Origin of the sequence: Nocardia sp. N2S4-5, from assembly GCF_044628355.1 — a bacterium.
Taxonomy (GTDB): Bacteria; Actinomycetota; Actinomycetes; order Mycobacteriales; family Mycobacteriaceae; genus Nocardia; species Nocardia wallacei_B.
In genome coordinates this window covers 3188298-3208859 of record NZ_JBIUPM010000001.1, presented here as the reverse complement: position 1 = coordinate 3208859, position 20562 = coordinate 3188298, and the positions used below count along the sequence as shown (strand labels likewise).

General features: G+C 66.8%; 22 protein-coding genes. 9 read left to right on the top strand and 13 right to left on the bottom strand.

Features of this window, described 5'->3' with window-relative positions; all coding sequences use genetic code 11:
- From ACFMRZ_RS14570 to ACFMRZ_RS14555, 4 genes are read right to left on the bottom strand one after another with little or no spacing between them, the layout of a single operon-like run.
- Complete coding sequence (locus tag ACFMRZ_RS14570) at positions 1 to 3747, bottom strand: amino acid adenylation domain-containing protein (RefSeq protein ID WP_400179581.1); 3747 nt, start codon at positions 3745 to 3747, stop codon at positions 1 to 3.
- A gap of 3 nt (positions 3748 to 3750) precedes the next feature.
- Entirely contained in the window at positions 3751 to 4455 is a 705-nt protein-coding gene (gene upp, locus ACFMRZ_RS14565; RefSeq protein ID WP_400179580.1) for a uracil phosphoribosyltransferase, read from the bottom strand.
- Positions 4456 to 4464: 9 nt separating this feature from the next.
- Positions 4465 to 5154: an HAD family hydrolase gene (locus ACFMRZ_RS14560; protein WP_400179579.1), complete on the bottom strand. Its 690-nt coding sequence runs from the start codon at positions 5152 to 5154 to the stop codon at positions 4465 to 4467.
- The gene (locus ACFMRZ_RS14555) at positions 5144 to 6097 is read right to left on the bottom strand and encodes a pseudouridine-5'-phosphate glycosidase (RefSeq protein ID WP_400179578.1); all 954 of its coding nucleotides are present in this window, start codon (positions 6095 to 6097) and stop codon (positions 5144 to 5146) included. Before ACFMRZ_RS14555 ends, ACFMRZ_RS14560 begins: the two co-directional genes overlap by 11 nt.
- Before the next feature lie 180 nt (positions 6098 to 6277).
- On the opposite strand from ACFMRZ_RS14555, the gene ACFMRZ_RS14550 reads away from it, so the two are divergent.
- Positions 6278 to 7489: an acyl-CoA dehydrogenase family protein gene (locus tag ACFMRZ_RS14550; RefSeq protein WP_400179577.1), complete on the top strand. Its 1212-nt coding sequence runs from the start codon at positions 6278 to 6280 to the stop codon at positions 7487 to 7489.
- The gene (locus ACFMRZ_RS14545) at positions 7486 to 7977 is read left to right on the top strand and encodes a GNAT family N-acetyltransferase (protein ID WP_400179576.1); all 492 of its coding nucleotides are present in this window, start codon (positions 7486 to 7488) and stop codon (positions 7975 to 7977) included. Before ACFMRZ_RS14550 ends, ACFMRZ_RS14545 begins: the two co-directional genes overlap by 4 nt.
- Positions 7978 to 8028: 51 nt before the next feature.
- Here ACFMRZ_RS14545 and ACFMRZ_RS14540 read toward each other — a convergent pair whose 3' ends face one another.
- A complete protein-coding gene (locus ACFMRZ_RS14540) occupies positions 8029 to 8607 on the bottom strand; it encodes a serine hydrolase domain-containing protein (protein ID WP_400179575.1) in 579 nt (192 codons plus the stop codon).
- A gap of 579 nt (positions 8608 to 9186) precedes the next feature.
- Positions 9187 to 10014 (bottom strand): MBL fold metallo-hydrolase, encoded by an 828-nt coding sequence (locus ACFMRZ_RS14535; RefSeq protein ID WP_400179574.1) that lies wholly within the window; start codon positions 10012 to 10014, stop codon positions 9187 to 9189.
- Positions 10015 to 10118: 104 nt separating this feature from the next.
- Between ACFMRZ_RS14535 and ACFMRZ_RS14530 the strand changes: the two genes are divergently transcribed.
- Entirely contained in the window at positions 10119 to 10727 is a 609-nt protein-coding gene (locus ACFMRZ_RS14530) for a helix-turn-helix domain-containing protein (protein ID WP_400179573.1), read from the top strand.
- A 534-nt stretch (positions 10728 to 11261) separates the two neighbouring features.
- Here ACFMRZ_RS14530 and ACFMRZ_RS14525 read toward each other — a convergent pair.
- A complete protein-coding gene (locus tag ACFMRZ_RS14525) occupies positions 11262 to 11768 on the bottom strand; it encodes a hypothetical protein (RefSeq protein ID WP_400179572.1) in 507 nt (168 codons plus the stop codon).
- A 133-nt stretch (positions 11769 to 11901) separates the two neighbouring features.
- On the opposite strand from ACFMRZ_RS14525, the gene ACFMRZ_RS14520 reads away from it, so the two are divergent.
- Genes ACFMRZ_RS14520 through ACFMRZ_RS14505 form a run of 4 tightly spaced genes read left to right on the top strand, consistent with a single transcriptional unit; the run spans position 11902 to position 14298 of the window.
- Positions 11902 to 12741, top strand: a complete 840-nt coding sequence (locus tag ACFMRZ_RS14520; RefSeq protein ID WP_400179571.1) for a helix-turn-helix domain-containing protein — start codon at positions 11902 to 11904, stop codon at positions 12739 to 12741.
- The gene (locus tag ACFMRZ_RS14515) at positions 12734 to 13210 is read left to right on the top strand and encodes a hypothetical protein (RefSeq protein ID WP_400179570.1); all 477 of its coding nucleotides are present in this window, start codon (positions 12734 to 12736) and stop codon (positions 13208 to 13210) included. Before ACFMRZ_RS14520 ends, ACFMRZ_RS14515 begins: the two co-directional genes overlap by 8 nt.
- On the top strand, positions 13207 to 13782 hold the full coding sequence (locus ACFMRZ_RS14510) for a GNAT family N-acetyltransferase (RefSeq protein WP_400179569.1): 576 nt from the start codon (positions 13207 to 13209) through the stop codon (positions 13780 to 13782). Before ACFMRZ_RS14515 ends, ACFMRZ_RS14510 begins: the two co-directional genes overlap by 4 nt.
- Positions 13783 to 13836: 54 nt before the next feature.
- Positions 13837 to 14298: an NUDIX domain-containing protein gene (locus ACFMRZ_RS14505; RefSeq protein ID WP_400179568.1), complete on the top strand. Its 462-nt coding sequence runs from the start codon at positions 13837 to 13839 to the stop codon at positions 14296 to 14298.
- Positions 14299 to 14483: 185 nt separating this feature from the next.
- On the opposite strand, the gene ACFMRZ_RS14500 is transcribed toward ACFMRZ_RS14505, so the two are convergent.
- The gene (locus tag ACFMRZ_RS14500) at positions 14484 to 15056 is read right to left on the bottom strand and encodes a GNAT family N-acetyltransferase (RefSeq protein WP_400179567.1); all 573 of its coding nucleotides are present in this window, start codon (positions 15054 to 15056) and stop codon (positions 14484 to 14486) included.
- Positions 15057 to 15235: 179 nt separating this feature from the next.
- On the opposite strand from ACFMRZ_RS14500, the gene ACFMRZ_RS14495 reads away from it, so the two are divergent.
- A complete protein-coding gene (locus ACFMRZ_RS14495) occupies positions 15236 to 16396 on the top strand; it encodes a helix-turn-helix domain-containing protein (RefSeq protein ID WP_400179566.1) in 1161 nt (386 codons plus the stop codon).
- A gap of 584 nt (positions 16397 to 16980) precedes the next feature.
- On the opposite strand, the gene ACFMRZ_RS14490 is transcribed toward ACFMRZ_RS14495, so the two are convergent.
- A complete protein-coding gene (locus ACFMRZ_RS14490; protein WP_400179565.1) occupies positions 16981 to 17931 on the bottom strand; it encodes an MBL fold metallo-hydrolase in 951 nt (316 codons plus the stop codon).
- Positions 17932 to 18030: 99 nt separating this feature from the next.
- Between ACFMRZ_RS14490 and ACFMRZ_RS14485 the strand changes: the two genes are divergently transcribed.
- The gene (locus ACFMRZ_RS14485; protein WP_400179564.1) at positions 18031 to 18576 is read left to right on the top strand and encodes a MerR family transcriptional regulator; all 546 of its coding nucleotides are present in this window, start codon (positions 18031 to 18033) and stop codon (positions 18574 to 18576) included.
- On the opposite strand, the gene ACFMRZ_RS14480 is transcribed toward ACFMRZ_RS14485, so the two are convergent.
- The 4 genes from ACFMRZ_RS14480 to ACFMRZ_RS14465 form a co-directional block, all read right to left on the bottom strand.
- On the bottom strand, positions 18460 to 18768 hold the full coding sequence (locus ACFMRZ_RS14480; RefSeq protein WP_400179563.1) for a DUF202 domain-containing protein: 309 nt from the start codon (positions 18766 to 18768) through the stop codon (positions 18460 to 18462). The two genes, ACFMRZ_RS14485 and ACFMRZ_RS14480, sit on opposite strands and share 117 nt — an antisense overlap.
- Positions 18765 to 19109 (bottom strand): YidH family protein, encoded by a 345-nt coding sequence (locus tag ACFMRZ_RS14475; RefSeq protein WP_280273979.1) that lies wholly within the window; start codon positions 19107 to 19109, stop codon positions 18765 to 18767. Before ACFMRZ_RS14475 ends, ACFMRZ_RS14480 begins: the two co-directional genes overlap by 4 nt.
- Positions 19106 to 19753, bottom strand: a complete 648-nt coding sequence (locus ACFMRZ_RS14470) for a DUF3159 domain-containing protein (RefSeq protein WP_400179562.1) — start codon at positions 19751 to 19753, stop codon at positions 19106 to 19108. Before ACFMRZ_RS14470 ends, ACFMRZ_RS14475 begins: the two co-directional genes overlap by 4 nt.
- Positions 19754 to 19849: 96 nt before the next feature.
- Positions 19850 to 20431 (bottom strand): TetR/AcrR family transcriptional regulator, encoded by a 582-nt coding sequence (locus tag ACFMRZ_RS14465; protein ID WP_400179561.1) that lies wholly within the window; start codon positions 20429 to 20431, stop codon positions 19850 to 19852.
- Positions 20432 to 20562: the final 131 nt, after the last annotated feature.

Genomic DNA, 20562 nt, shown 5'->3' with positions numbered 1-20562 from the left:
TCAGACCAGCTCCCGATTCATGCTTTGTTCGAGGACCGCCGCGGCGATATCGAGCGCACCCGCTGTGACGATCTCGTAGTGGTGATAGGGCAGGTTGCTCACCGGCGTGCTGCGCAGGCGCAGCGGTGCGACGGGGACATCCGCGAACGCCGGGCCGTCGCCCCGCGCCCGCAGATACAGGCTGCGGTCGAGCAGTTCCTGGTCGACACCGATCGGCTGATGCCGGAAACGGTAGGTGTGCTCGACCACCGACACGATCCGCTCCACGGTGTCCCGCGCGAATCCGGTCTCCCGGCCGACGATCAGCTCCACGAATTCGGCTCGGCTGCACAGTGTGTCGAGTTCGTCCGCGTACACCGGATCCACCCGCCCACTGAACACCGAGCCCAGCACGCGCTTGAAATACGCACTGCCGTAATCGACTCGGCCGGTGTCGGGCCCGGCCGCCGGGATCACCGGCGAGCCCGGTGCGATCAGTACCAGCTCCTCGACCTCGTGCCCGGCCGCGAGCAGCCGTTGCGCCGCCTCCGCTGCCACCCGCGCCCCGAAGGAGTACCCCACCAGGCGCAACGGTCCGGGCAGCGCCGCCGCGAGCAGTTCGGCGACGTCGTCGGCGATGAGGCCGCCGAGATCGGTATGCGGCCGCTCGCCGACATTGAGGCCCCGCGCCTGCATGCCGTACACCACGTGGCCGTGCTGGGCCAGCTCGCGGGCCAGGGTGCGCAGGCTCATCGGATAGCCGCCGAGCCCCGGCCAGAGCACGGTCGCCGCGGTCCCGCCCGCTCCGGCCAGCCGCAACAGACGTCCGGCAGTGGTCCGCGTGGCCGCCTCGTCTTCGGCTGTGGCGGCGGCCAATTCGGCCAGCGTCGGAGTCTGGAAGATCGCCTGCACCGGCAGTGCGATGCCCAACTCGTCACCGAGCGCGCGGATGAGCCGCAACGCCGACATGGAATTGCCGCCCTGAGCGAAGAAGTCGTCGCCGCGATACACCGGCTCGTAGCCGAGCACCTGCGCCCACACCCTGGCGACCCGAGCTTCGTGCGCACCGGCGGGCGGATCGGCGGGCCGTGCCGCCCGCTCGTTCAGTTCCGACGCCAGCCGAGACAACCCCGTACGGTCCTGCTTACCATTCTGCGACAACGGGATTCGATCGACCACGTGAATGGTCGGCGGCACCATGTACGGTGGCAGCACCGCCCGCAGGTCGTCCTTCAGCAACTCCTCCGGACCCTTCATGTGCACGGCGTCCTCGGCCATCCCCGTCGACCGCAGCTGTTCCTCGGACACCCGCCCGCCCACCGCGAAATAGCTGAGTTGCCCTGTGCCACCGAGGATTTCGTTCAGTCGGCGCGCGGACGGCAGATCACGTCCGGTCAGCGACGAATACCCGGCCGACATGAACCCCACGCCCGCGCGAGCGCCGATCTGCTGCAGCCGCGCCAGCGCCCGGCCCAGGGCGGTGAAACCGTCCCAACCGGCGTCCGTGGCGGTGACGAGCGCGACCGCGAACCGTGACCGATCGTAGGAGCGCTGATTGATGGCGATCACGTGCCGCCGCTCGATCTTGCGGTCGGAGACGAATCGCAGTGCGGCGCCGTCGAATCGATACAGGCCGTGCCTCGCGCCACCGACCTCGCCGTGCACCTGCACCAGCACGTCTACCGGCGGCTCGGCCGCGGCGGGCAGCGCGCGGGTGTCGACGGCGACGGTCGCGGTCACCACGCCCTCGTCCACGCCGTCCACCACCCGTACGGCGGCCGGTCGGACGTGCCAGCCGTTGGCCGCGGCCACCTCGTCGAGGACGCCCAGCATGTGTCCTGCCTCGAAATGCAGCACCTCCCGGACGTTGGTCACATACACCGACTCGATCACCCGCGCCAGCCCCACCAGATGCAGGTGCAGCCCGGGGCGCGTAGCCGCACCCACCCGATACAGCGCGTGCCGCCGGGGATGGAAGTAATAGACACCCGGTTCGAGCCCGGGGAGCCCGCTGGTCTCCAGGTACACGCGAGTGGCGTTGAGTGCGCCCGGCGAGGCGTAGGAATACTTGGGCAACAAGCGATCCGGGCTCTCGAACGGCCCGAACCAGCGCAGCAGCCCGCCCAGCGACCGCGCGGTGATCTCCACTGGAGCGGCCGGGTCGCGGGGCGGCAGTTGCCGGAGGAGCCGCTCGATCGCCGCCAGGTCGATCGGGGCGTCGGCGAAGCTGCGATAGGTCTTGCGGGCGAACACCCGGCGCCGCTGCTCCTCCGTCGGCTGTGCGCCGGGCAACTCGAGATCGGGCGCGGTCGCGAACTCCCGCACCCCCAGATCGGCGAGCTGCGCGGCCACCTGGGTGCGGGTCGACTTGGAGCGGTGATGCCGCCCGGCCCGGCCCTGGTCCATCAGCGGCGCCTCGTCGGGATCCAGTTCGACGAAGCCCGCCAGCTGCGTCACCCCGCGTTCGGACACCCACGGCACCACGGCCGCCGCCCGCACCCAGTGGTGCGCCTCGATCCACGTCCGGACCTCGGTGGTCTCGATCCGGTGCCCGTTCACCTTCACCTGTTCGTCGTTGCGGCCGACGAATTCGAGTACGCCGTCGGCCCGGCGGCGGACCAGATCTCCGGTGCGGTACCGGCGTTCCCGAACGCCGCCGACCGTCAGCTCCGCGAAGCGCTGCGCGGTGGTGTCCGGCCGGTCGCGGTAGCCGTCCGCCAATTGCACTCCGCCGATGAGCAATTCGCCGACCTCGGTGTCCGCCGTTTCTCGACCGGCCGCGTCCACCACGACCGTGGTGCAACCGTCCACGGCCCGGCCGATCGGCACCACCGCGGTGCCGGTCAGATCGGTGGTCGTGAAGTCGAACCACGTCGCGTTGATGGTGGTCTCGGTGGGCCCGTACAGATTGAGCTTGCGAGCCCGCGGCAGGACCTCCCGCAGTCGCAGCGCGACCGTGGTGGGCAGCGCCTCGCCACCGCTGACCACGGTGCGCAGGGTGCTCGCGGATCCGATGTCCGGAAGCCCGGCCAGCGCCGACCACACCGTGGGCACACATTGCAGCACCGTGATCGCTTCGCGGACAACAAGTTCCAGAATACCCTCGGGACTGGTGTGCGTTCCGGCGGGTGCGACGACGACCGTGGCCCCGCACGCGTTGGCCAGCAGCTCCCACTGCGCGGCGTCGAAACTGACCGGCGTCTTCAACAGGATCCGCGACCCCGTCCCGAGCGCGAGTTCGCTACCGATCCAGCGCATCTGGTTGCCGATAGCGGCGTGCGAGATCACCACGCCCTTGGGAGATCCGGTAGTACCGGAGGTGTAAATCGTGTACGCCGCCGACAATTCCGGCCGTTGTTCCCCGAACTCCCCGGCCAGGCCCGGCACCGACACGGTACGCACCCCCGCGGGCAGTATGCGACGGGCCCGGTCGTCGGTGCCGGCGTCGGTCAGCACGACCCGCAGGGCGCTGTCGGTGGCCATGTAGGAGAGGCGCTCGGCCGGGTAGTCCACCGCCAGTGGCAGATACGACGCACCGGCACGCAGCACGGCCCATACCCCGACCACCAGATCGACCGACGGCTCCAGATACACGCCCACCACATCGCCCGGCGCCACACCGGCGGCCCGCAGCCCACCGGCGGCATCGCGGGCGCGCCGGGACAGCTCGGCGAAGCTCAGCGCCCGCGAATCATCCACGCACGCAATGGCATCCGGATGTCGATGCACGTGGGCGTCGAGCAGGTCGAGGAGGTTCGTGGTCGCCATGACTCAGGCCCCCGCCACGGTGCCGTGGAACCGGTCACCGAAATCGCCGATGCCGGGCAGCATGAACGCCTGGTCGGTCAGGGCCTCGTCGATGTGGGAGGTCACGATTCGCAGGTCGGGCCGCCGGGTGAGCACCGTGCCCAGCGCCTCGGGGCAGGTGAGCACGTTCACCACGATGATCCGGTGTTCGGCAACGCCCGCGGCGATCAGCTCGTTCACCGCGGTCAGCAGCGTGCCGCCGGTGGCGATGGTGGGATCGAGCAGCAGCACCTCACTGCCCGCGATACCGGGTGGCAGTTTGCTGTAGAACAACGTCGGCTGTTTGGAGGTGGGGTCGCGCTGGATGAGGATCTTGCCGAACCGGGTATCCGGGCGGATCTCACGGAGCCCGCCCTCGAGCGCGTCGCCCGCCCGCGGAATGGACACCGCGTACAGCGCGGGGGACGCTGGTTCCAGACCCTCGAACGTGTAGCCGGTGGGAGTCGTGACGGCGCGGGTGCGATGTTCCAGATGCGACAGTGCGGTTTCCAGCAGCAGCCGGATGATTCGGCCGGTGGTGCGCACGAAACGCTCCTGGCCGGTGTCGGCGTCACGGGCCTGCGTGTGCAGCGCGATCAGGCCGGGCTGCTTGGGCAGTTCGAAGACGTTGACGCCCAGATAGCGGTCCAGCGGTACGGGTTCGGTGGTCGGGCGGGTCCATGTGGTCATGGCCTTGGCTCACTTTCCAGTCCGGAGAAGAACGGCACGGATGACGTCGTCGAAGGTGTGCGCTACGAAATCGGCTGAGGCCGAGGCGATCTGGTACGTCGACCCGACCCCGTAGGTGACGCCGACGGTGAAAGCGCCGATGGCCGAACCCAATCCGATATCCGCGGCGGTGTCGCCGACGACCGCGCCCGAAGGCCCGGTGTCGGGGAGGCCGAGGATCGCCAGTGCGGCGTCGGCGCTGTCGCGATGCGGTTTGGGATGCACCACGTCGTCGGCGCCCACCACGGCCGCGAACTGCTCGCGGATGCCCGCCGCCTCCAGGATCAGCTCGGCGCTGTGGTGTTTCTTGCTGGTCACCACGGCCAGCGCCAGGCCGGACCGGGCGAGTCGCTCCAGGCCGCCGCGCACCCCGGCGAACAGCAGATCGGCCGCCTTCGGCACGATGAGTTCGCGGTACCGGGTCAGGTAGTCGGCCGAAACCCGCTGTGCGGTAGTCGAATCCGGGGCTGTTCCGGACAGCGCGCCGGCCATCTGCTCCAGCGGCGCGCCGATCAGCGCGCGTGCGGTCTCCAGGTCCGGGAGGACGCCGGTCACCGCCTCCACCGCCAGCGACATCTGTTCCGCGATCGCTCGCGGGGTGTCCAGCAATGTCCCGTCCAGGTCGAACAACACCGCCGAGCGTGCCGATTCAGCCGACATGGGCCACTCCTCGCTCCAGGGCGGCGCGCGCCGCCTCGATCTCCGCGGCGGCCGCCGCGGTGCTGATCAGGACCGCGCGATTGGCGGCGGCCGCGGCGCCACCGGTGGCGGCGTCGACGGCCTTCAGTACGAATGTGGTGACGGCCGGTCCCGTGACGTGCTCGGCGTCGGCCCGGGCCAGCGCCTGGCGGATCGCCGCCTCGATGGCGTCGCCGTCGAGCGCGTCCGCCGCCGGAATCGGGTGGGTGATCAGCAGCGAACTGCTGCCGGCCAGCTGCCGGTGGAAGCGGGCGATCTCGGCGAGCCGGTGCGGATCATCGATGCGCACTTGGGTGTCGTAACCGCTGTCGCGGCAGTAGAACGCGGGAAATCCCCGATGCCGGTACCCGATCACCGGCGTGCCCTGGGTCTCCAGGAATTCCAGGGTGAGCCCGGCGTCGAGGATCTTCTTCACTCCCGCGCACACCACCAGCAGGCGGGTGCGGGCCAGTTCGGTGAGGTCGGCGGAGATGTCCATGGTCGTCTCCGCGCCCCGGTGCACGCCGCCGAGCCCGGCCGAGGCCACCGTCGCGATCCCCACCTGGTTCGCGACCGCCATCGTCGCCGAGATCGAGGTGGCGCCGAGGCCTCCCCGTGCCAGCGCCACCGCCAGGTCGCGGGACGTCACCTTCGCGACATCGGTTGCGGTGCCGAGCCTTTCGAGTTCCTGCGAGTTCGCCCCGACCACGATATGGCCGTCGGCGACGGCGATGGTCGCGGGCACCGCGCCGCCATCACGGACCGCTTGCTCGACCTCGAGTGCGATCGCGACATTGGCGGGCCGCCGGAACCCGTGCGCCACCACGTTGGACTCGAGCGCGACGACCGGCCGTCCGGTGTGCAGCGCGTCGCGGACCTCGTCGGAGAGGCGAAACAACGGTGCGGAAACAACGACATCAGACATACGTACGACGTCCGTTCGTAGAGTCGTAGAAAAGTGGAGACAGACCCCCTTGGTCCCAGGTCATGCTGCGGGAGAAGGGCTGCGCTGTAAACAATTTCGACCAGCGTGAGCGCATACCTGTTGTGTGATAGCCGGTACCGGGTCGAATGCGAATGGGTCCGCACGATGAATGGAGCTGGAATGGTCGCGGTCGACGATGATCTTTCGGCGCGGCTGCGTGCCATCGCCGCGGTGGTGTCCGGGCTCGGCGCCGAGGCGGCCGACCGCGAGGCCGAGCACAAGTTGCCCACCGAGCAGGTTTCGCAGTTGCTGGCGGCCGGTGCCGGGGCGTTACGGGTGCCGGTGGAGTTCGGCGGGTCCGGCGCGCCGGTGCGTGTGCTGGCCGAGGTGCTCATCGATATCGCGGCGGGGGATTCCAATCTGGCCCAGATCTTTCGGGGCCACCTCGGACTGACCGAGATCCTGCGATTCACCGAGCCCGGCCCCGCCCGCGACACGCTGCTGCGGTCCGCGGCGGACGGCGCGTTCTTCGGTCCGGCCGGTGCGGAGCTGAGTACGCCGAATCTCACGGCGCTGGCCACCACGCTGCGCCGCGACGGCGACCATTACGTGCTGTCCGGCCGCAAGTACTACACCACCGGCAGCCTCTACGCCGACTGGCTCAATGTGCTGGTGTCCGAGAACGGGGAGTTCGTCTCCGCCATCGTGCCGCGACGCAGCGAGGGCGTCACGATCATCGATGATTGGGACGGTTTCGGGCAGCGGTTGACAGCGAGCGGCACCGCGATCTTCGAATCGGTCCGGGTGGACCCGGATTACTTACTGCACCACCGCAATTCACTGACCAACGATTACATGGAGGCGTTCTACCAGTTCGTGCATTCGGCCACCCAGGCCGGAATCGCACGGGCCGCCGCGGACGATCTGGCCGAACTGGTCCGGGGCCGCACCCGGTCCTATCCGCTGGCGTCCACGCCCGAGCCCGCGGCAGACCCGCAGGTGCTGCAGACCGTGGGGCAGGTGCGCAGCAAGGCGTACGCGGCACGAGCGAACGTGCTGCAACTCGCCGACACCCTGGACGGTTTCCTCAGCGACCCCACCCGGCAGCGGGCCGAACGCGCGCTGCTCGATTCCGCCGCGACACAGGTGGTGAACACCGAGCTGGTGGGCGCGGCGACGTGGCAGCTGTTCGACGCCGGTAGCGCGAGCGCGCTGAAGAGTCGGCTCGGACTGGATCGGCACTGGCGCAATGCCCGCACCGTCTCCTCGCACAACCCGGCCGTCTACAAGGCGTCGCTGCTCGGCGACCACGCGGTGAACGGGACGGCGCCGCGCGCGTTCCTCAACAGCCTGGGCGCGAGCAACGCCTCGGAGCAAGGGAAAGCGCTGTGACAGACACTCTTTCGCGGACGAGACAGGTTTCGGACATCACCTTGCGGGTTGTCGGCTGGACCGATCCCGACGCCGTGCTGCTGCGCGAGGAAATGGCGGCCGAGGTAGGCCCGCGCTATGCCCGTCTGATGCGGGCATTGCCGACCGACCCGCACCGCATCGATCCCGCGACCGTGGTCCGCACCGTGGTCGCGTACGGCCCGGAGCCGGTCGGTCACGCCGCAATCCGTTGGAACGGCGGGGATCTCGAACTGAAGCGAATGTTCGTGCGTCCGGGTCAACGCGGTCGCGGCATCTCGGACCTGCTGCTCACCGCCGCCGAGAACACCGCACGCGAGCACGGCGTACCGCGGCTCATCCTGCAGACCGGACACCTGCAACCGGCGGCGGTCCGCTTCTACCTGCGGCGCGGCTACCGCTGGATCCCTCTCTTCTCGCCCTACGAAGACCTGCCGTTGTCGAATTGCTTTGGTAAGCAACTGAATTGATTCGGTCTCGGCACCACATGCACGCTTCGGCGCACTTCTCGATATCGGGACTCAGGCAGATGAGTTGATCTCGGTTGTGGTGAGGTCTGCGAGTCTTCGGGCAGTGTCGAAATGGGGGGTGAGGCGGGTCTTGGTCATGGCGAAGGAGATGCCCGTGGCGGTGTCGGCGTAGACATAGCTGCCGCCGCCACCGACCCAGCCGAACGCGGTCGGGGACTCGTCCGGGCGAGCGCCGAGGCGGCCGAGCGGATAGCCCAGGGCCAGTCGCGCCGGGTTGCCGAAGACCTGGTCGGTGCCCTCGAAGGCAACCGCCGTCAATTCCTCGAGCTGACGTGGATCGACGAGCCTGCCGTCGAGGAGCGCGGCGTGCGCTGCGGCGATCGCCCGTGCGGTGAAGGTACCGACCGACGGGATGTCCGCTCGCAGGATCTCGGGGCTGTTGCCCATCGCCGCGCTCGGCCGCATCTCCCAGGGCGCGAGAACGGCCTCGCTGTCGGGCTGGATGCGCGGGGGTGGTGCGGCGTCTTCCAGTCGTGCCAGTCGTGCCAGATCCGGCTGCGGCACACCGAAATACAGCTCACCGTCGAGATCGAGCGGTGCGGCGATCCATTCGTGGAGGAGTTGCCGCATCGGTTTGCCGGTGGCCCGGCGCGCGATTTCCCCGCCGAGCCTCGCATTGCTCCCTCGGGCCAGACGACCTCGATAGGCAGCCCTTTCTCCCGGGCGAGCGCGACGACGCTTCCGGTACCGCTGCGCTCGCCGGATTGGCCATCCCATACAGCGATCAGCAGGTCGCAGGATTCGAGCACCGCTTTATTCGCCGCCTCGTAGGCGTCGGCATCAGCGTCGGCGAAGTCCATCACGCGGACCGATTCCGCGCGGCGCAGCAGGTTGTCGAACTGCTCGGCATGGTCGGGTTTCACGTTGCGTTCACGGTAGTTTCGCGAGGGAATGACGACCTTCAAGCGGCCACCGAGGTCGAGCACAGCCTGTGCGAATACCGAATCGGCGCCGCGAGCGATACAGCTGACTCCGACCAACTCCGCCGGATCGCTTGCTTGCTCGACAAGCCGGACGATCTCCGCATGTACGAGCGGCATCGTGTCCGTCGTGATGTTCATGTGCCCAGTAACACCGATGCGCACTATCAACTCCCTCGGTTCAGGCGCCTCCTTGTAGATGACCGGAACTCGCCCGGAAATTCATCGGTCAGGGAGCCGGGGTGCGGGGTGGTGCGAGATATTCCAGCGCATAACCGTTGCCGGAGTGGGTGACGCGGGCGATGCCGGGTGAGTCGAGGTGGGCGCCGGCTACGAAGTGGTGTGGTCGGGTCAACTGTTCGAGGAGGGCCGCTCGTGCGGTGCGGGCCTGAGATTGATCGCCGTCCAGCTCCCAGGACACGTTCGGCTGATCGAATTGGAGCGTGGGGACGTGAACGGTGTTGCCCCAGGCGAGAAGGTGGCTCGCGCCGCTTGTGATGTCGTAGACGGTGTGACCGGGGGTGTGGCCCGGTGTCGGGATCGCGGTGATCCAGTCGTTGATCGCGACCTGCTCCGAAACGGGCACGACGCGGTCGCGGATCGGCTCGAGTCGCCCCGTGAACACGGAGGTGTCGCCCGCGCCGATCCACACGCGCGCGAGTTCGGGGAACGCCTCCGAGCCGTCCGGCGCGATCAAGCCGCTCACGTGGTCTTCGTGCTTGTGGGTGATGGCCACATCGGTGACCTGCGCGCGATCGATTCCCGCTTCGTCGAGCGCGGCGTAGATCAATCCCATGGTGGGGTCGTGCCAGGCGTTGGACGCGCCGGTGTCGATGAGAACCGACCGCGTGCCGTCGGTGACGAAGAAGGCGTTGACCGACAGACGCAAGTTGTCGCCGGCCAACGGCACGGCGGCGGGCAGCGCGTCGAGCGGGCGCCCGTCCTCGTCGCGGAGCCGTGTCGGCGGCATGTCGATATACCCGTCTCGCAACGAGATCACCTGCAGCTCACCGAATTCGAACGTGGCATGGTGCCGGCCACTCGAGATCAAACGCATGGAGCCTCCGTCGTGTCGCTGCCTGTCTTCTATGGAAGACTCTATCTTCTTTAGAAGATCCATACACTGTGGGCGGCGAAATACTCCATTGATCGAGGAGCACGGTGGTCGAGCAAGACGGAAACGCGAACGAACCGCGGCACGGTGACGACCTGGCCGGCGCGTTCGGCGGTAACGTGCGTCGGCGCCGCGAGGAGGCGGGCCTGACACTGGAGCAGCTGGCCACCCAATCGGCGGTGAGCCGGGCGATGCTCTCCAAAGTCGAACGCGGCGAGAAGAGTCCGACGATCGGCGTCGCGTCCAGGATCGCCCACGCGCTCGACGCATCGCTGTCGGACCTGATCGGCGGGACGGCCGCAGCCGCGTCCGGCGTGGCAGTGGTCATGCGCAAGAACGACCGCCCCGTTTTCCGTGACCCGGAAACCGGCTTCGAGCGCCACATGGTGTCGGCGGCCCCGGGCGCGGGCGGAGCCGAGATGATCGTTCACTACCTCCCCGCGCAGGTCTCTACCGGACTGTTGCCCGCGTACCCGCCGGGCACGGAGAAACAACTCGTCGTGCTCGAAGGCACCCTCACCGTCGCGATCGGCGGAATCAGCGAAACCCTGAACACCGGCGACTCCCTGTTCTTCCAGGCCGACGCCGACCACGGCTTCGCCAACCGAACGAACGCTCCCTGCGAATACATCATGATCATCTCGCGCAGAACCTGATCCCGACCCACTTCCGCACTCGCCCTGGATCATCCACCCTTCGGCATGTCCGGATAACCCTGAGCAGGAGGCCATTCCCCGTCCGTCTGATAGCCGCGTGCGAAGTACGGCACGACATGCGGCCGATGACTGTCGGCGACGAACCGTACCGCCTGCTCCGCCTCGGCAAGACTGCCGTACGGCCCCCACACCCCATTCGGACATGGCCCTTCGTGCGATGGGCAACTCCCGCCGCACGCCACGATCGCCCACCGACTGTACGGACCGAATCGCCTGCCGGTCACCGAACCGCCCGATCCTGTGCTGTCGAATATCTTGGAGGCGTAGCCATTTCGCTCCAGAACTCACGTCGTACCCTGTCCCACAACAATTCCCACTGCGGCCGCTGTACCCGAGCCTCAGCCAGATCGGTCTTCGGCGCGAACCACACCACCACGGGGCGCTCACCGGTCTTGTCGTGCACAGCTACCACCTCGATCCGTCTGCTGAGGTCATGAGTGGGCCGCCACAAGGCCTCGAGCCCACCCACCCGCGTCACCCGCTCGCTGTCCATGACTCGGACCGCTGCGTGGCCGCGGCCGGACATGCCCGACATACATCTTCGATCCCAGGCGACAGACGCGCCGCGAGCATCCCGTGATCGGCGTCGGCATCAGCAAGGCCTTCGAGCACCGCCAGTAAGGTGTCCAAATCCGGCCCGGTGTCCGCCGCCGATTTCGGCACCGCCGCCGTCCACGTCTCCGGCGGACTGACCGTTTCCAGGTCGAACATGTCGCACACCCGAGACGGCTGGTAATCGACGGTAGCCAGGTCGCACACGACAACAGCGTTCACACCGAGCCCAGCCGCGATGCCGAGCCCGTACTCCACCGGATCTGGATGACCCGCGGGCGGCCCCACCGTATAAAGACACGCGTACCCCAGCCGAACGGCGTGCCGTTGGACCAGAGTCGCGTGCAGAACGGCGTCGCGTCCCGACATGTCGGCGCGGACCAGACATACCGCAGTGGGCCGGTGTTGTTCTCGTTGAACGGAATCCATGTGCGTCCTCTCAGCTGCTCTGGTCGGCGGTTGGTTCCAAGCATCGCCGCACCACTTCGGGTCATAACAGCGCAGAAAGCGGTAGAAGCGGGTAATTTTTCCTGCACACCGGCCATTCAGGGGGACCACATCTATGGTTGAGTTCGAATGGACTGCTCACGAGATCCAGTGCTTGCGACATGCACTGCGGTTGAGCAAGCCGGAGTTCGCGCGGCGCGTGCGCGTCACTACACGGACACTGCGGTTATGGGAAAGCGGCGAGACGACGAGGCTGCATGCCGCCAGTCGGCGACTGCTGTATCAAGTCCTCGAGGAAGCGGACGAGGACGCAGTCGTCCGGTTCCGAACCTTGTTGGACAGCGACAGGCGGACGCCCATGGTGGTTGATGCCTCGGGGACGGGTTCTGCGCTCGGTCCCTATGCACGGGAAGCGAATGACGAAGACATGAAGCGGCGGGAATTCGGAAAAGCCGCAGCCACCGGCGCGGCTCTTGCCTTGCTGGGTGGTTCGGGCCGGGTCGGTATGACGGATGTACAAAGGTTGCTTGCAGCGATCGGTGAGCTGGAAGAGAAGGACCAGCGATTCGGCAGTGGAATGTTTGTCGACCGGGCGGTCCGAGACCTCGCTGTGGCGAAGAACATGCTCGATGTGTGTTCGTACGATGGTGCCACAGCCGCCGCATTCGCCAGCGCCACAGGAGAATTGGCTGTATTGACCGGGTGGCTGGCTTTCGATTCCGACCGCCAGTCGCTGGCGCGCCGATGCTATGCCGATGCCATGGCATTGGGAACCGAGGCCGATAACGATGAGCTGATCGCTCATACCTGCCTGTACGCGGCGAATCAATCGATACGGTTGTCCCGCACCGGCGAAGCCAGCCCGCATCGAGCTTCTCCAACTTGTCGGCCGAGCCCGCGAACTCATGCGTGGACGCCAGCCCGGCCGCATCCATGTCTTGATCGCGGTGCGTGAGGCGCAGACTCGTGCCATACTCCGTGACCGCTCGTCTTTCGACCGCGCCATCGCAACTGCACGCCGCGAGATGGATTACGCCCTCTCGTTCGAATCCCTCGATGAAGCCCCGGTCTGGCTGCGGTCGGTCAATCATTCGGAAGTTGCTCATCACGAAGCTCGCGGTCTCTCTGACTTCGAAGAGTTCGATCGGGCTATCGCGCTGCTCGACAAAGCGATCAGTGAACAGGTCCACGAGCGCAACGCCACCATGTCGCGGGCGAGTTCCGCCTTCTACCGGTTGCGGTCCGGCGATCTGGGAGGCGCCGTCGAAGAGGCCCGTCCGGTATTGCGGGCGTTGCACTCCCTGAGTTCTGCTCGCACTCTTCGGGAACTACGTCCCATCCGGGAAGCTGCGGAGCAACGACCCGCGGCCGCTGGCTGGTGTGATGAGTTCGACACCCTCGAGCGGAAGGCAGTCATCTTGTGAGTGCACCCGAGTTCTCCCGATACGACGCCGATCAGGCCCGTGGGCTTCGGGCGACGGTGGAGGAGATCTACCGCCGTTCGTACGTGGAGTCCATCGCCTCGGGCGAATTGTTCGACTCCCCAACGGAATTCATGGCGAGGTTCGATGCTTACACCGAGCCGCACCGGACCAGAGGGTTCGAGTTGGTTATTGCCCGCATTGATGGGGAGCCTGCCGGGCAGACGTGGGGTTGGCCGCTCGCGCCGAATGCCGGTTGGTGGCGGGGGCTTCGGCTCGACAGTGGTGATGTCGATGAGTTCACCGCCGAGAACGGTTTTCGTACGTTCGCGCTCAGCGAGATCATGGTGTGTGAGGAGTATGCGGGGCGCGGGTTGGGGCATGCGCTGCATGACGAGTTGCTGCGGGCTCGACCCGAGCGACGCGCGACATTGCTGGTCGAGCCGGACAATCTCCGTGCCTACAATGCGTACCGCAAGTGGGGCTGGGAGCGGGTCGGCAGTCTGCAACCGTCGTGGCCTGGAGCCCCGAGCCTCGATGTGCTGATTCGCGAGCTTCCCGCCGCGACCGGATAGCCACCGGAAGCCACACGCATCATGACGCTGTCTGCCGCGAAAGAGGGGAGTCCGATGGCTGACCCAGCCGCGAAGTTCGCAACCCCTCGGCTCGCAGCAGGCGCACTCTTCGTAGATGGCGAGAATGTCCTGCTGGTTCGCAAAACCTATGGCAATCGGTGGGATATCCCCGGCGGCTACGTCGACCGGGGGGAATCACCGGCGTCGGCCTGTGAACGCGAGGTGCGAGAGGAGTTGGGGCTGAACAGAACTGCGCATCGGCTGCTCGTCCACGATTGGGCGCCGAGCGATGCCGAAGGCGACAAGGTTCTGTACATCTTCGACTGTGGGAAGCTGGGCGACGACGAGCGCAGCATCCGCCTCGACGGTACCGAGATCGACAAGATCGAATGGGTGAACCTGAACTCCCTGTCCGAGTACGTAATTCAACGCCTCGCGCGACGTCTGACGTACGCCCACCGCGCGCACACGTCCCACACCGTCATGTACCTCGAACACGGTCGTCCCCGCACGTGAACCCGCCTTCCCGCGCTTCAGAATACCTGCGAGACGGACACATCGAGGGTGCGGAAGGGCCCTCCAGTCTTGGCGATGTCCTGCCGCTCTGATCGGCTGTCCGGCCGGATCGGAGCCGCTCGTAATGAACTTGCGGGGTGGAGCAATGTGGTTTGTGTGCGGGAACTCGATGGCGAGTTGGCGTCCTACGGGTTCGCTGTGCCGGGCAAATCCGCGATATAGATGTCGAATTGCGAGGAGACGTAGTACGGCGTGTCTTGGCGGCCGACCAGCTGCCAGCCTCCAATTGCGGCGTAGAACGCGTGCGAGTCCGCTGCGTGAGGCTGAACCGCGAGGGTTGCGCGTTCTTCTGAGCGCGTGCTGAGCAGAACATTCAACAGGCGGTGCCCGATTCCCTGTCTGCGCCAATAGTTTTGGACTGCAAGGTCGATCACCGCGAAGGTTCGGCCCGTCCATTCTTGGGTCACATGGTGGGGGACAGGTTGCTGAAAACCGTTCCACCAGTTCGTGTCTGGCTTCAGCCCCACGCCGTAGACGAATCCGACGAGATTGTCCGCCGTGGTCGCGAACGCTATCCCGAATGTCGGGTCGAAGGTGAGACGGTCCAGCATCTGCCGATGCCGCACCGACTCGTCCTCCGGCCACACGAACGGCGGAACGGAGAACACCTCGTCGTACAGCGCGCACACGGCATCCATATGCCGCCGAGCCCCCGCCGCCGAACCCGCTGCCACAGTCACCAGCGCACCCTCACCCATGCGGCGACCTTACGGGTTGAGCCGTGGGACTGGGCTAGGGGTCGCTGCGCGATGGGTCACGTTGTCGCGCATCTGTGCACCCGGTCCCGGCGAGACGGTCCCGCGAACCCGGTCGCTGTGTCAACTGGCATCCTGACACTGGTGTTGGGATATTCCCAACGCGAGTGTAGGCTGGGCGTATGGACGACGAGCTGCTAGCAGTAGGTGATCGAATCCGGTCACGTATGCCGTTCGGCATGAGTCAGCGGCAGCTCGCAGAACGAGTGAACATGAAGACCGATGCGTTGTCGCGAGCTCTCAACGGGCAGCGAGGATTCTCGTCAGTCGAGCTTGCCCGGATTGCGGACGAACTCGGGACCGACCTCTATTGGCTGGTGACGGGCGACCCGGATCCGCATCGCGTCAGGATCGCTGCTCGGCACAGATGGGATGCCGGTCAAGGTCTTCGAATCAACCCGGGACGGCAGCACGATGACGAGATACTTCAGCGTGTGGCCGTAACTTACGAAGCGGCATTTCCCGAAGGGCCTTCGCCCAGTATGTCGCTACCCGATAACGCACCAGCCATGCGGGAAATACTGGGCGAACATTTCGTGAGAAGCTACGGCGAGGTGGTCGAGGATCGGTTAGGGGTCGACGTCGTCCGCTTGCCGATGTTGTCTACCGATTACTCTCTGAGTATCGGTTCACGGGCAATCGTGATACTCGCAACAACGCCGTACTGGTTCCGAAGCAATTGGTCGTTGGCTCATGAGCTGGCTCATTTTGCGCTCGGACATCATGGTGGAGAATCTGAACCGGGAGAAAAGGATGAGGCGCCCGCAGATCACTTCGCGGCAGAGTTGCTTCTACCGGAGGCCCTGATTGCCGGGCAAGATTGGAAGCGGATGGACCAGCGGGGCGTTGCCGAATTGCTTTGGCAAACGGGCGTATCCACGATGGCCCTGAAGAATCGACTCGCTTCGCTTGGAGTTCAAGTGGCAGCGGAAGTGGCTGCCGCGCTAAAGCAGACCACGCCAAATCTGATTCGCGCCAATGCAGGCGAAGATCAAGGAGCAATCGGTGGAGCGAAACAGGTGATTGTGCGTCAGCAACAGTCGGCTGCTCGCGTGTTCCCTACTGTTCTGGTTGATGCGCTCCAGCGTCGGGTCGAGTCTGGCGCTGTCTCGCCCGAGCACCTCGCGTGGGTGCTGGACGTACCTGTGGACCAGATAGACTTTCCCGAACCCGACGATGATCAAGACTTCGTCGACGCCTATGAGCAAGTTCTTGCCGCTCGGCCGAGCCATGCTGATCTGGAGGAGTGGTTGGCTACAACAAACAGCCAGCCTGCACAGTGAATCCGGCTGATATCCGCTGGGGCACGATTGCTGATCGCACGGAAGCAAGAAAACATCCATTTCAAGAGTTTTCGTGCACTGAGCCGCGCCCTAAGTCTCCGGAGGGGCGGAGGCTTCCGCATCCGAAACCGTGGGAGTGGCATGCGCAAAGCATCCTTCGACAGAGTTCGCAGTGTTTGAAGGCGGGCAGTCGACTGGTGGTCGGGTGGTCTGAATGCAGCAACGAAATCCTCGCAGTCGCTCACATAATGCCGGAAGCCTCTCCCGCTCTGCTCTCTGCTCATATCGCTGCAATCGGCGTCAGCAGGACTATGCGTGGCCAGGGTGGGGCGATTGCGGATCGGACATTAGAGGAAGTGCGCAGCGTTGTCACTGAACTTGCACGAGCAAGCATGGCGCCTGTGGTGCTGGCAACTGCGAATATTCATACCAGGAACTTCCCAAGTCAACGACTCTTCGAGCGCGCTGGCTACGAGCCGAGATCGGTTCCTAGCGGCGAGTTACAACAGTGGTTTTGCCGCTTTGACACCTGACACAGAGGTTCGGGTGCCCGGAAAACGATCAGCCCCGCATTCGACTGCGTCTCAATCTTTCACGCCACAATCGACAAGATCGGCCAACTTCAGGGAGGCGTCATGGTCATGTGTCGGGACGATGGTCACGATCTCGCGCGCCAAGTGCAGCCGATGCAAGGTCCGGAAGGTCGCCTCACGATCGGTATCTACGAGATTGCCTGGGAAGCTTGCCTTCTGACGCACGGTATCGATCTGCAGATGGTGCCAGGCAGCGTCACCCGCGAGCAGAACCCAGCCGCGCGGCGTGTAGGCCAGCACCCCGACGCTCCCCGGGGTATGCCCCGCCAAATCCACCAGCACCACAGTCCCGTCGCCGAACAAATCGTGGCTGCGGGTGAAGGTGAGCACCGGCGGTCCGTCCAACTCGTACTCGGCGATCGGCCGATCCCGCAGCGCGTCGCGCACTCCGCCGACCGGAGCCACCCGGCCGCTCGCGATCCACTCGTGCTCGGTGCGATGCAGGTGCACCGGCAATTGCGGAAAATCCAGTAAACCGCACACGTGGTCCCAGTGCGCGTGCGTCGGCAGGGCGAAATCCGGTCGCGGCAGGTGCGGCGCCGCGGCCAGCGCGTCGACGGTGGCGACCGTATCCGCGGGCGGCCGCACGGCGGCCCGGAGCACCGCGGGCAGTTGCGCGATCGCCCGATGCTCGGCATCCACGCACACGCTCGGGTCGACAAGGAACGTCGCCTCCGGGTGCCGCACCACGAATGTCGTCAGCGCGTTGGCGACCCGCCGCGGCGCGAACACACCCTCCACGATCGCCGCGGTCGGCACCGGCCGCGGCGCCTGCGGCAGCGCCGTCACGGTCACCGTGCGCCGCGGAGTCGGCAGGCCCGCGTCGGTGATCGAGCGCAGCAACCGCTCGTCGCGCCGCCGCGGCCGCACCATGCCGTGTACGAGACCTACTGCCGCCGAGCAACATTGGATGACGCCGGGCGTCTGTACCGGATCCGACACGCGGTCCTCCGTTCGATGCCGAGGCGGCGGGACCGTCCCCGCCGCTACCCTCGGTGTCACCGTAAAACTTCATGTCGACGTGAAGTAAAGAGGAGATTCGTGAGTACCAGGGCAGGTCTGAGAATCGGCGACGCCGCCGCCACCCTCGGCATCGCCGCGCACGTGCTGCGGCACTGGGAGTCGGTCGGCCTGCTCGCGCCGCCGCGCAGCCCGTCGGGCCACCGCACCTACGACGAACAGACCCTGAACCAGGCGCGCCTGATCCGGACACTGCAACGCACCGGACTGTCACTGAGCCGGATCCGCGGCATGGCCCACGCCGGCCACGACGACCGAATCGCGCTGATCGATGCCAAGCGCGCCGAAATCCGGGACCGCATCGCGCTGCTGCGCGCCACCGACCGCTTCCTGTCCCACATCCTCAGCTGCCGCCACCCGGTCATCGCCGAATGCCCGGACTGCGCCCGTTTCGTCGCCCGGCAGTTCCGCCCCGACATCGACGCAGCGGAATCCTTCCCGCACTCCGCGCTAGAACAGGGGGTTCACGGACCCGATCACGGCCGCCACGATCGCGACCCCGATGACCGCGATGGTCGTCACCGCGACAACCGCCGTCCCGTGTCCCCAATGTCCGTGCCGCAGTGAACGATTACGCACATAACTGACGACCGCGAGGGCCAGCAGTCCCAGCGCCGCGGCCACCGGCGCCGCCGACGCCGCGCGCCACCCCGTGACCACGGTCTCGTGCACGAACAGCGCCGAGGTGCCCATCGCCGCCACGGCCGTCCGGCGCCAAGCGAGCGCGGTGCGTTCGGCGGCGAGTGTCGGCGCGGTCATCGGTAGAGCACCGCCACCGCGGCCACGACGGAGACGACCGCGATGCCCACGGCGAGCAGCGGCACCATCACCGTGTCGGCGAGCGGCTCACCGCGCCGCATGCGCCGCTGCACGTCCCGCCAATGCGTGTAGGCCCCGACCGACACGAGCACCGCCAGCACGATGCAACTCACCGCCAGCGTCCGGCGCAGGCCGACGTGATGGAACGGCTGGGCCAGCGTATGCACGGCGACACCACCGGCCAGCAACCCGAGCGCCGTGCGGATCCACGCCAGGAAAGTGCGCTCGTTGGCCAGCGTGAAGCGATAGTCGAGGTCCTCGTCGTCCTGTTCCTCGGTCATGGTGCGACCGTAGGCCGCGGCGTCGGGTGCCGCAGCGATCGCCGCACCCACAGCCAGGTGCCCGCGATCATCACCACCAGCGCGGGTTTGCCCAGTACCAGCGCGACCGTGCCGAGCAGCACCACCTTGTCCGCGACGTACAGCGGCACCATCACCACCAGGTGCACCGCCCAGAACACGAACCACGCCAACGTGACCCGCCGATGCAGCCGCAGCCGGGCCCGGGGATCCGCCGCGTCCGCGGGCTCGAGACCGATGCGCCGGCACACCCAATGCGTGAGCGGGCGGCCGGTGAGCAGCGTGAGACCGAACGCGACCGCGAATACCGCGCAGAGGATCAGGTCGGGCAGGTAGAAACCGCGGCCCTCGCCGGTGATTCCGACGAACAGCGAGAACACCACCACCACGGCCACCGAGATCGCGACCACCTTCACCGAGTCACCCTTCAGCAATCGAAAGGCGCCGAGGCCGACGGCGACGGCCAGCGCGAGGAGCACCCCGATCTCGGCGTTCACGGTCGCGTACCCGACAAGGAATGCGATGGCCGGTGCAGCGCCGTCGATCAGGTGTTGAACACCGCCCAGCGCGCGGAACTTGCCCCATGCCTCGGCAGCGCCCGAACGCTGCTGGTCGATCGATTCCACGGCCACCATCCTGTGAGACGGTTACACAGTTGACGATCAGCAAACTAGATACTGCCACGATGCTCGCGGCGGGGACAGCCTCTCGCGACGGAGCCGCTACGCCGGGCTGCGCAGCCCGGCGAGGGTGACCGAGATCAGCCGGTCGGCGGCGTCCGGGGAGGTTTCGCAGGCGACGCCGATGCCGTGCCCCAGGCGCAGCAGGTCGCGCGGCTGGATGTCGTCGCGGACCAGCCCCGCCTCCTGGGTGGGACGCAGGACGGCGGCGGCCGCGTCGGTGATCAGGCTCGAGCAGAGGGTGAAGGTCGCGGAGTCGCGGTCGATGGCGGCCTTGAGCGTGGCCGCGAGACTGCGCTTGTCCATCACGAAGTCGACCTGAGCCCGGAACCACTGCTCCAAAGCGTCTGTGGGGGAGCGGGTCTCGACGAGCTTGTGGGCCTCGGCTGCCAGCCCTTCTATGCTGGATCGGTAGACCGCCTCGATCAACGCGTCGCGCTGCGGGAAATGCCGGTACAGCGTGCCCGGCCCGACACCGGCCCGGCGGGCGATATCGTCCAGCGGGGCCTGCGGGCCGTGCTCGGCGAACGCCTCGCGCGCGCACTCGATGATGCGCTCGTAGTTGCGGCGGGCGTCGGCGCGCATCGGCCGCGCCGTCGGCGTCGTCGTCGGCGATGCGTCCACGGTTCCTCCATCGAGAACGGATGAACTCCCCGTTCGGTGTTGCGTAAGTGGAGATGTTCTCCATATTCTATCCGGCGCAGCCGCTGAGCTCGCCGGTGCTTGCGTTCACCTCGAGCGGAACGGTTTCCCGC

Bases quoted from the DNA above. Each gene is read 5' to 3' on its own strand.
- ACFMRZ_RS14570 (WP_400179581.1), bottom strand. From the start codon at position 3,747: ATGGCGACCACGAACCTCCTCGACCTGCTCGACGCCCACGTGCATCGA.
- ACFMRZ_RS14475 (WP_280273979.1), bottom strand. From the start codon at position 19,109: ATGACCGAGGAACAGGACGACGAGGACCTCGACTATCGCTTCACGCTG.
- ACFMRZ_RS14495 (WP_400179566.1), top strand. From the start codon at position 15,236: ATGGACGACGAGCTGCTAGCAGTAGGTGATCGAATCCGGTCACGTATG.
- ACFMRZ_RS14555 (WP_400179578.1), bottom strand. From the start codon at position 6,097: ATGTCTGATGTCGTTGTTTCCGCACCGTTGTTTCGCCTCTCCGACGAG.
- ACFMRZ_RS14500 (WP_400179567.1), bottom strand. From the start codon at position 15,056: ATGGGTGAGGGTGCGCTGGTGACTGTGGCAGCGGGTTCGGCGGCGGGG.
- ACFMRZ_RS14535 (WP_400179574.1), bottom strand. From the start codon at position 10,014: ATGCGTTTGATCTCGAGTGGCCGGCACCATGCCACGTTCGAATTCGGT.
- ACFMRZ_RS14540 (WP_400179575.1), bottom strand. From the start codon at position 8,607: ATGCGGCAACTCCTCCACGAATGGATCGCCGCACCGCTCGATCTCGAC.
- ACFMRZ_RS14480 (WP_400179563.1), bottom strand. From the start codon at position 18,768: ATGACCGCGCCGACACTCGCCGCCGAACGCACCGCGCTCGCTTGGCGC.
- ACFMRZ_RS14560 (WP_400179579.1), bottom strand. From the start codon at position 5,154: ATGTCGGCTGAATCGGCACGCTCGGCGGTGTTGTTCGACCTGGACGGG.
- ACFMRZ_RS14550 (WP_400179577.1), top strand. From the start codon at position 6,278: ATGGTCGCGGTCGACGATGATCTTTCGGCGCGGCTGCGTGCCATCGCC.
- ACFMRZ_RS14525 (WP_400179572.1), bottom strand. From the start codon at position 11,768: ATGGATTCCGTTCAACGAGAACAACACCGGCCCACTGCGGTATGTCTG.
- ACFMRZ_RS14520 (WP_400179571.1), top strand. From the start codon at position 11,902: ATGGTTGAGTTCGAATGGACTGCTCACGAGATCCAGTGCTTGCGACAT.
- upp (WP_400179580.1), bottom strand. From the start codon at position 4,455: ATGACCACATGGACCCGCCCGACCACCGAACCCGTACCGCTGGACCGC.
- ACFMRZ_RS14505 (WP_400179568.1), top strand. From the start codon at position 13,837: ATGGCTGACCCAGCCGCGAAGTTCGCAACCCCTCGGCTCGCAGCAGGC.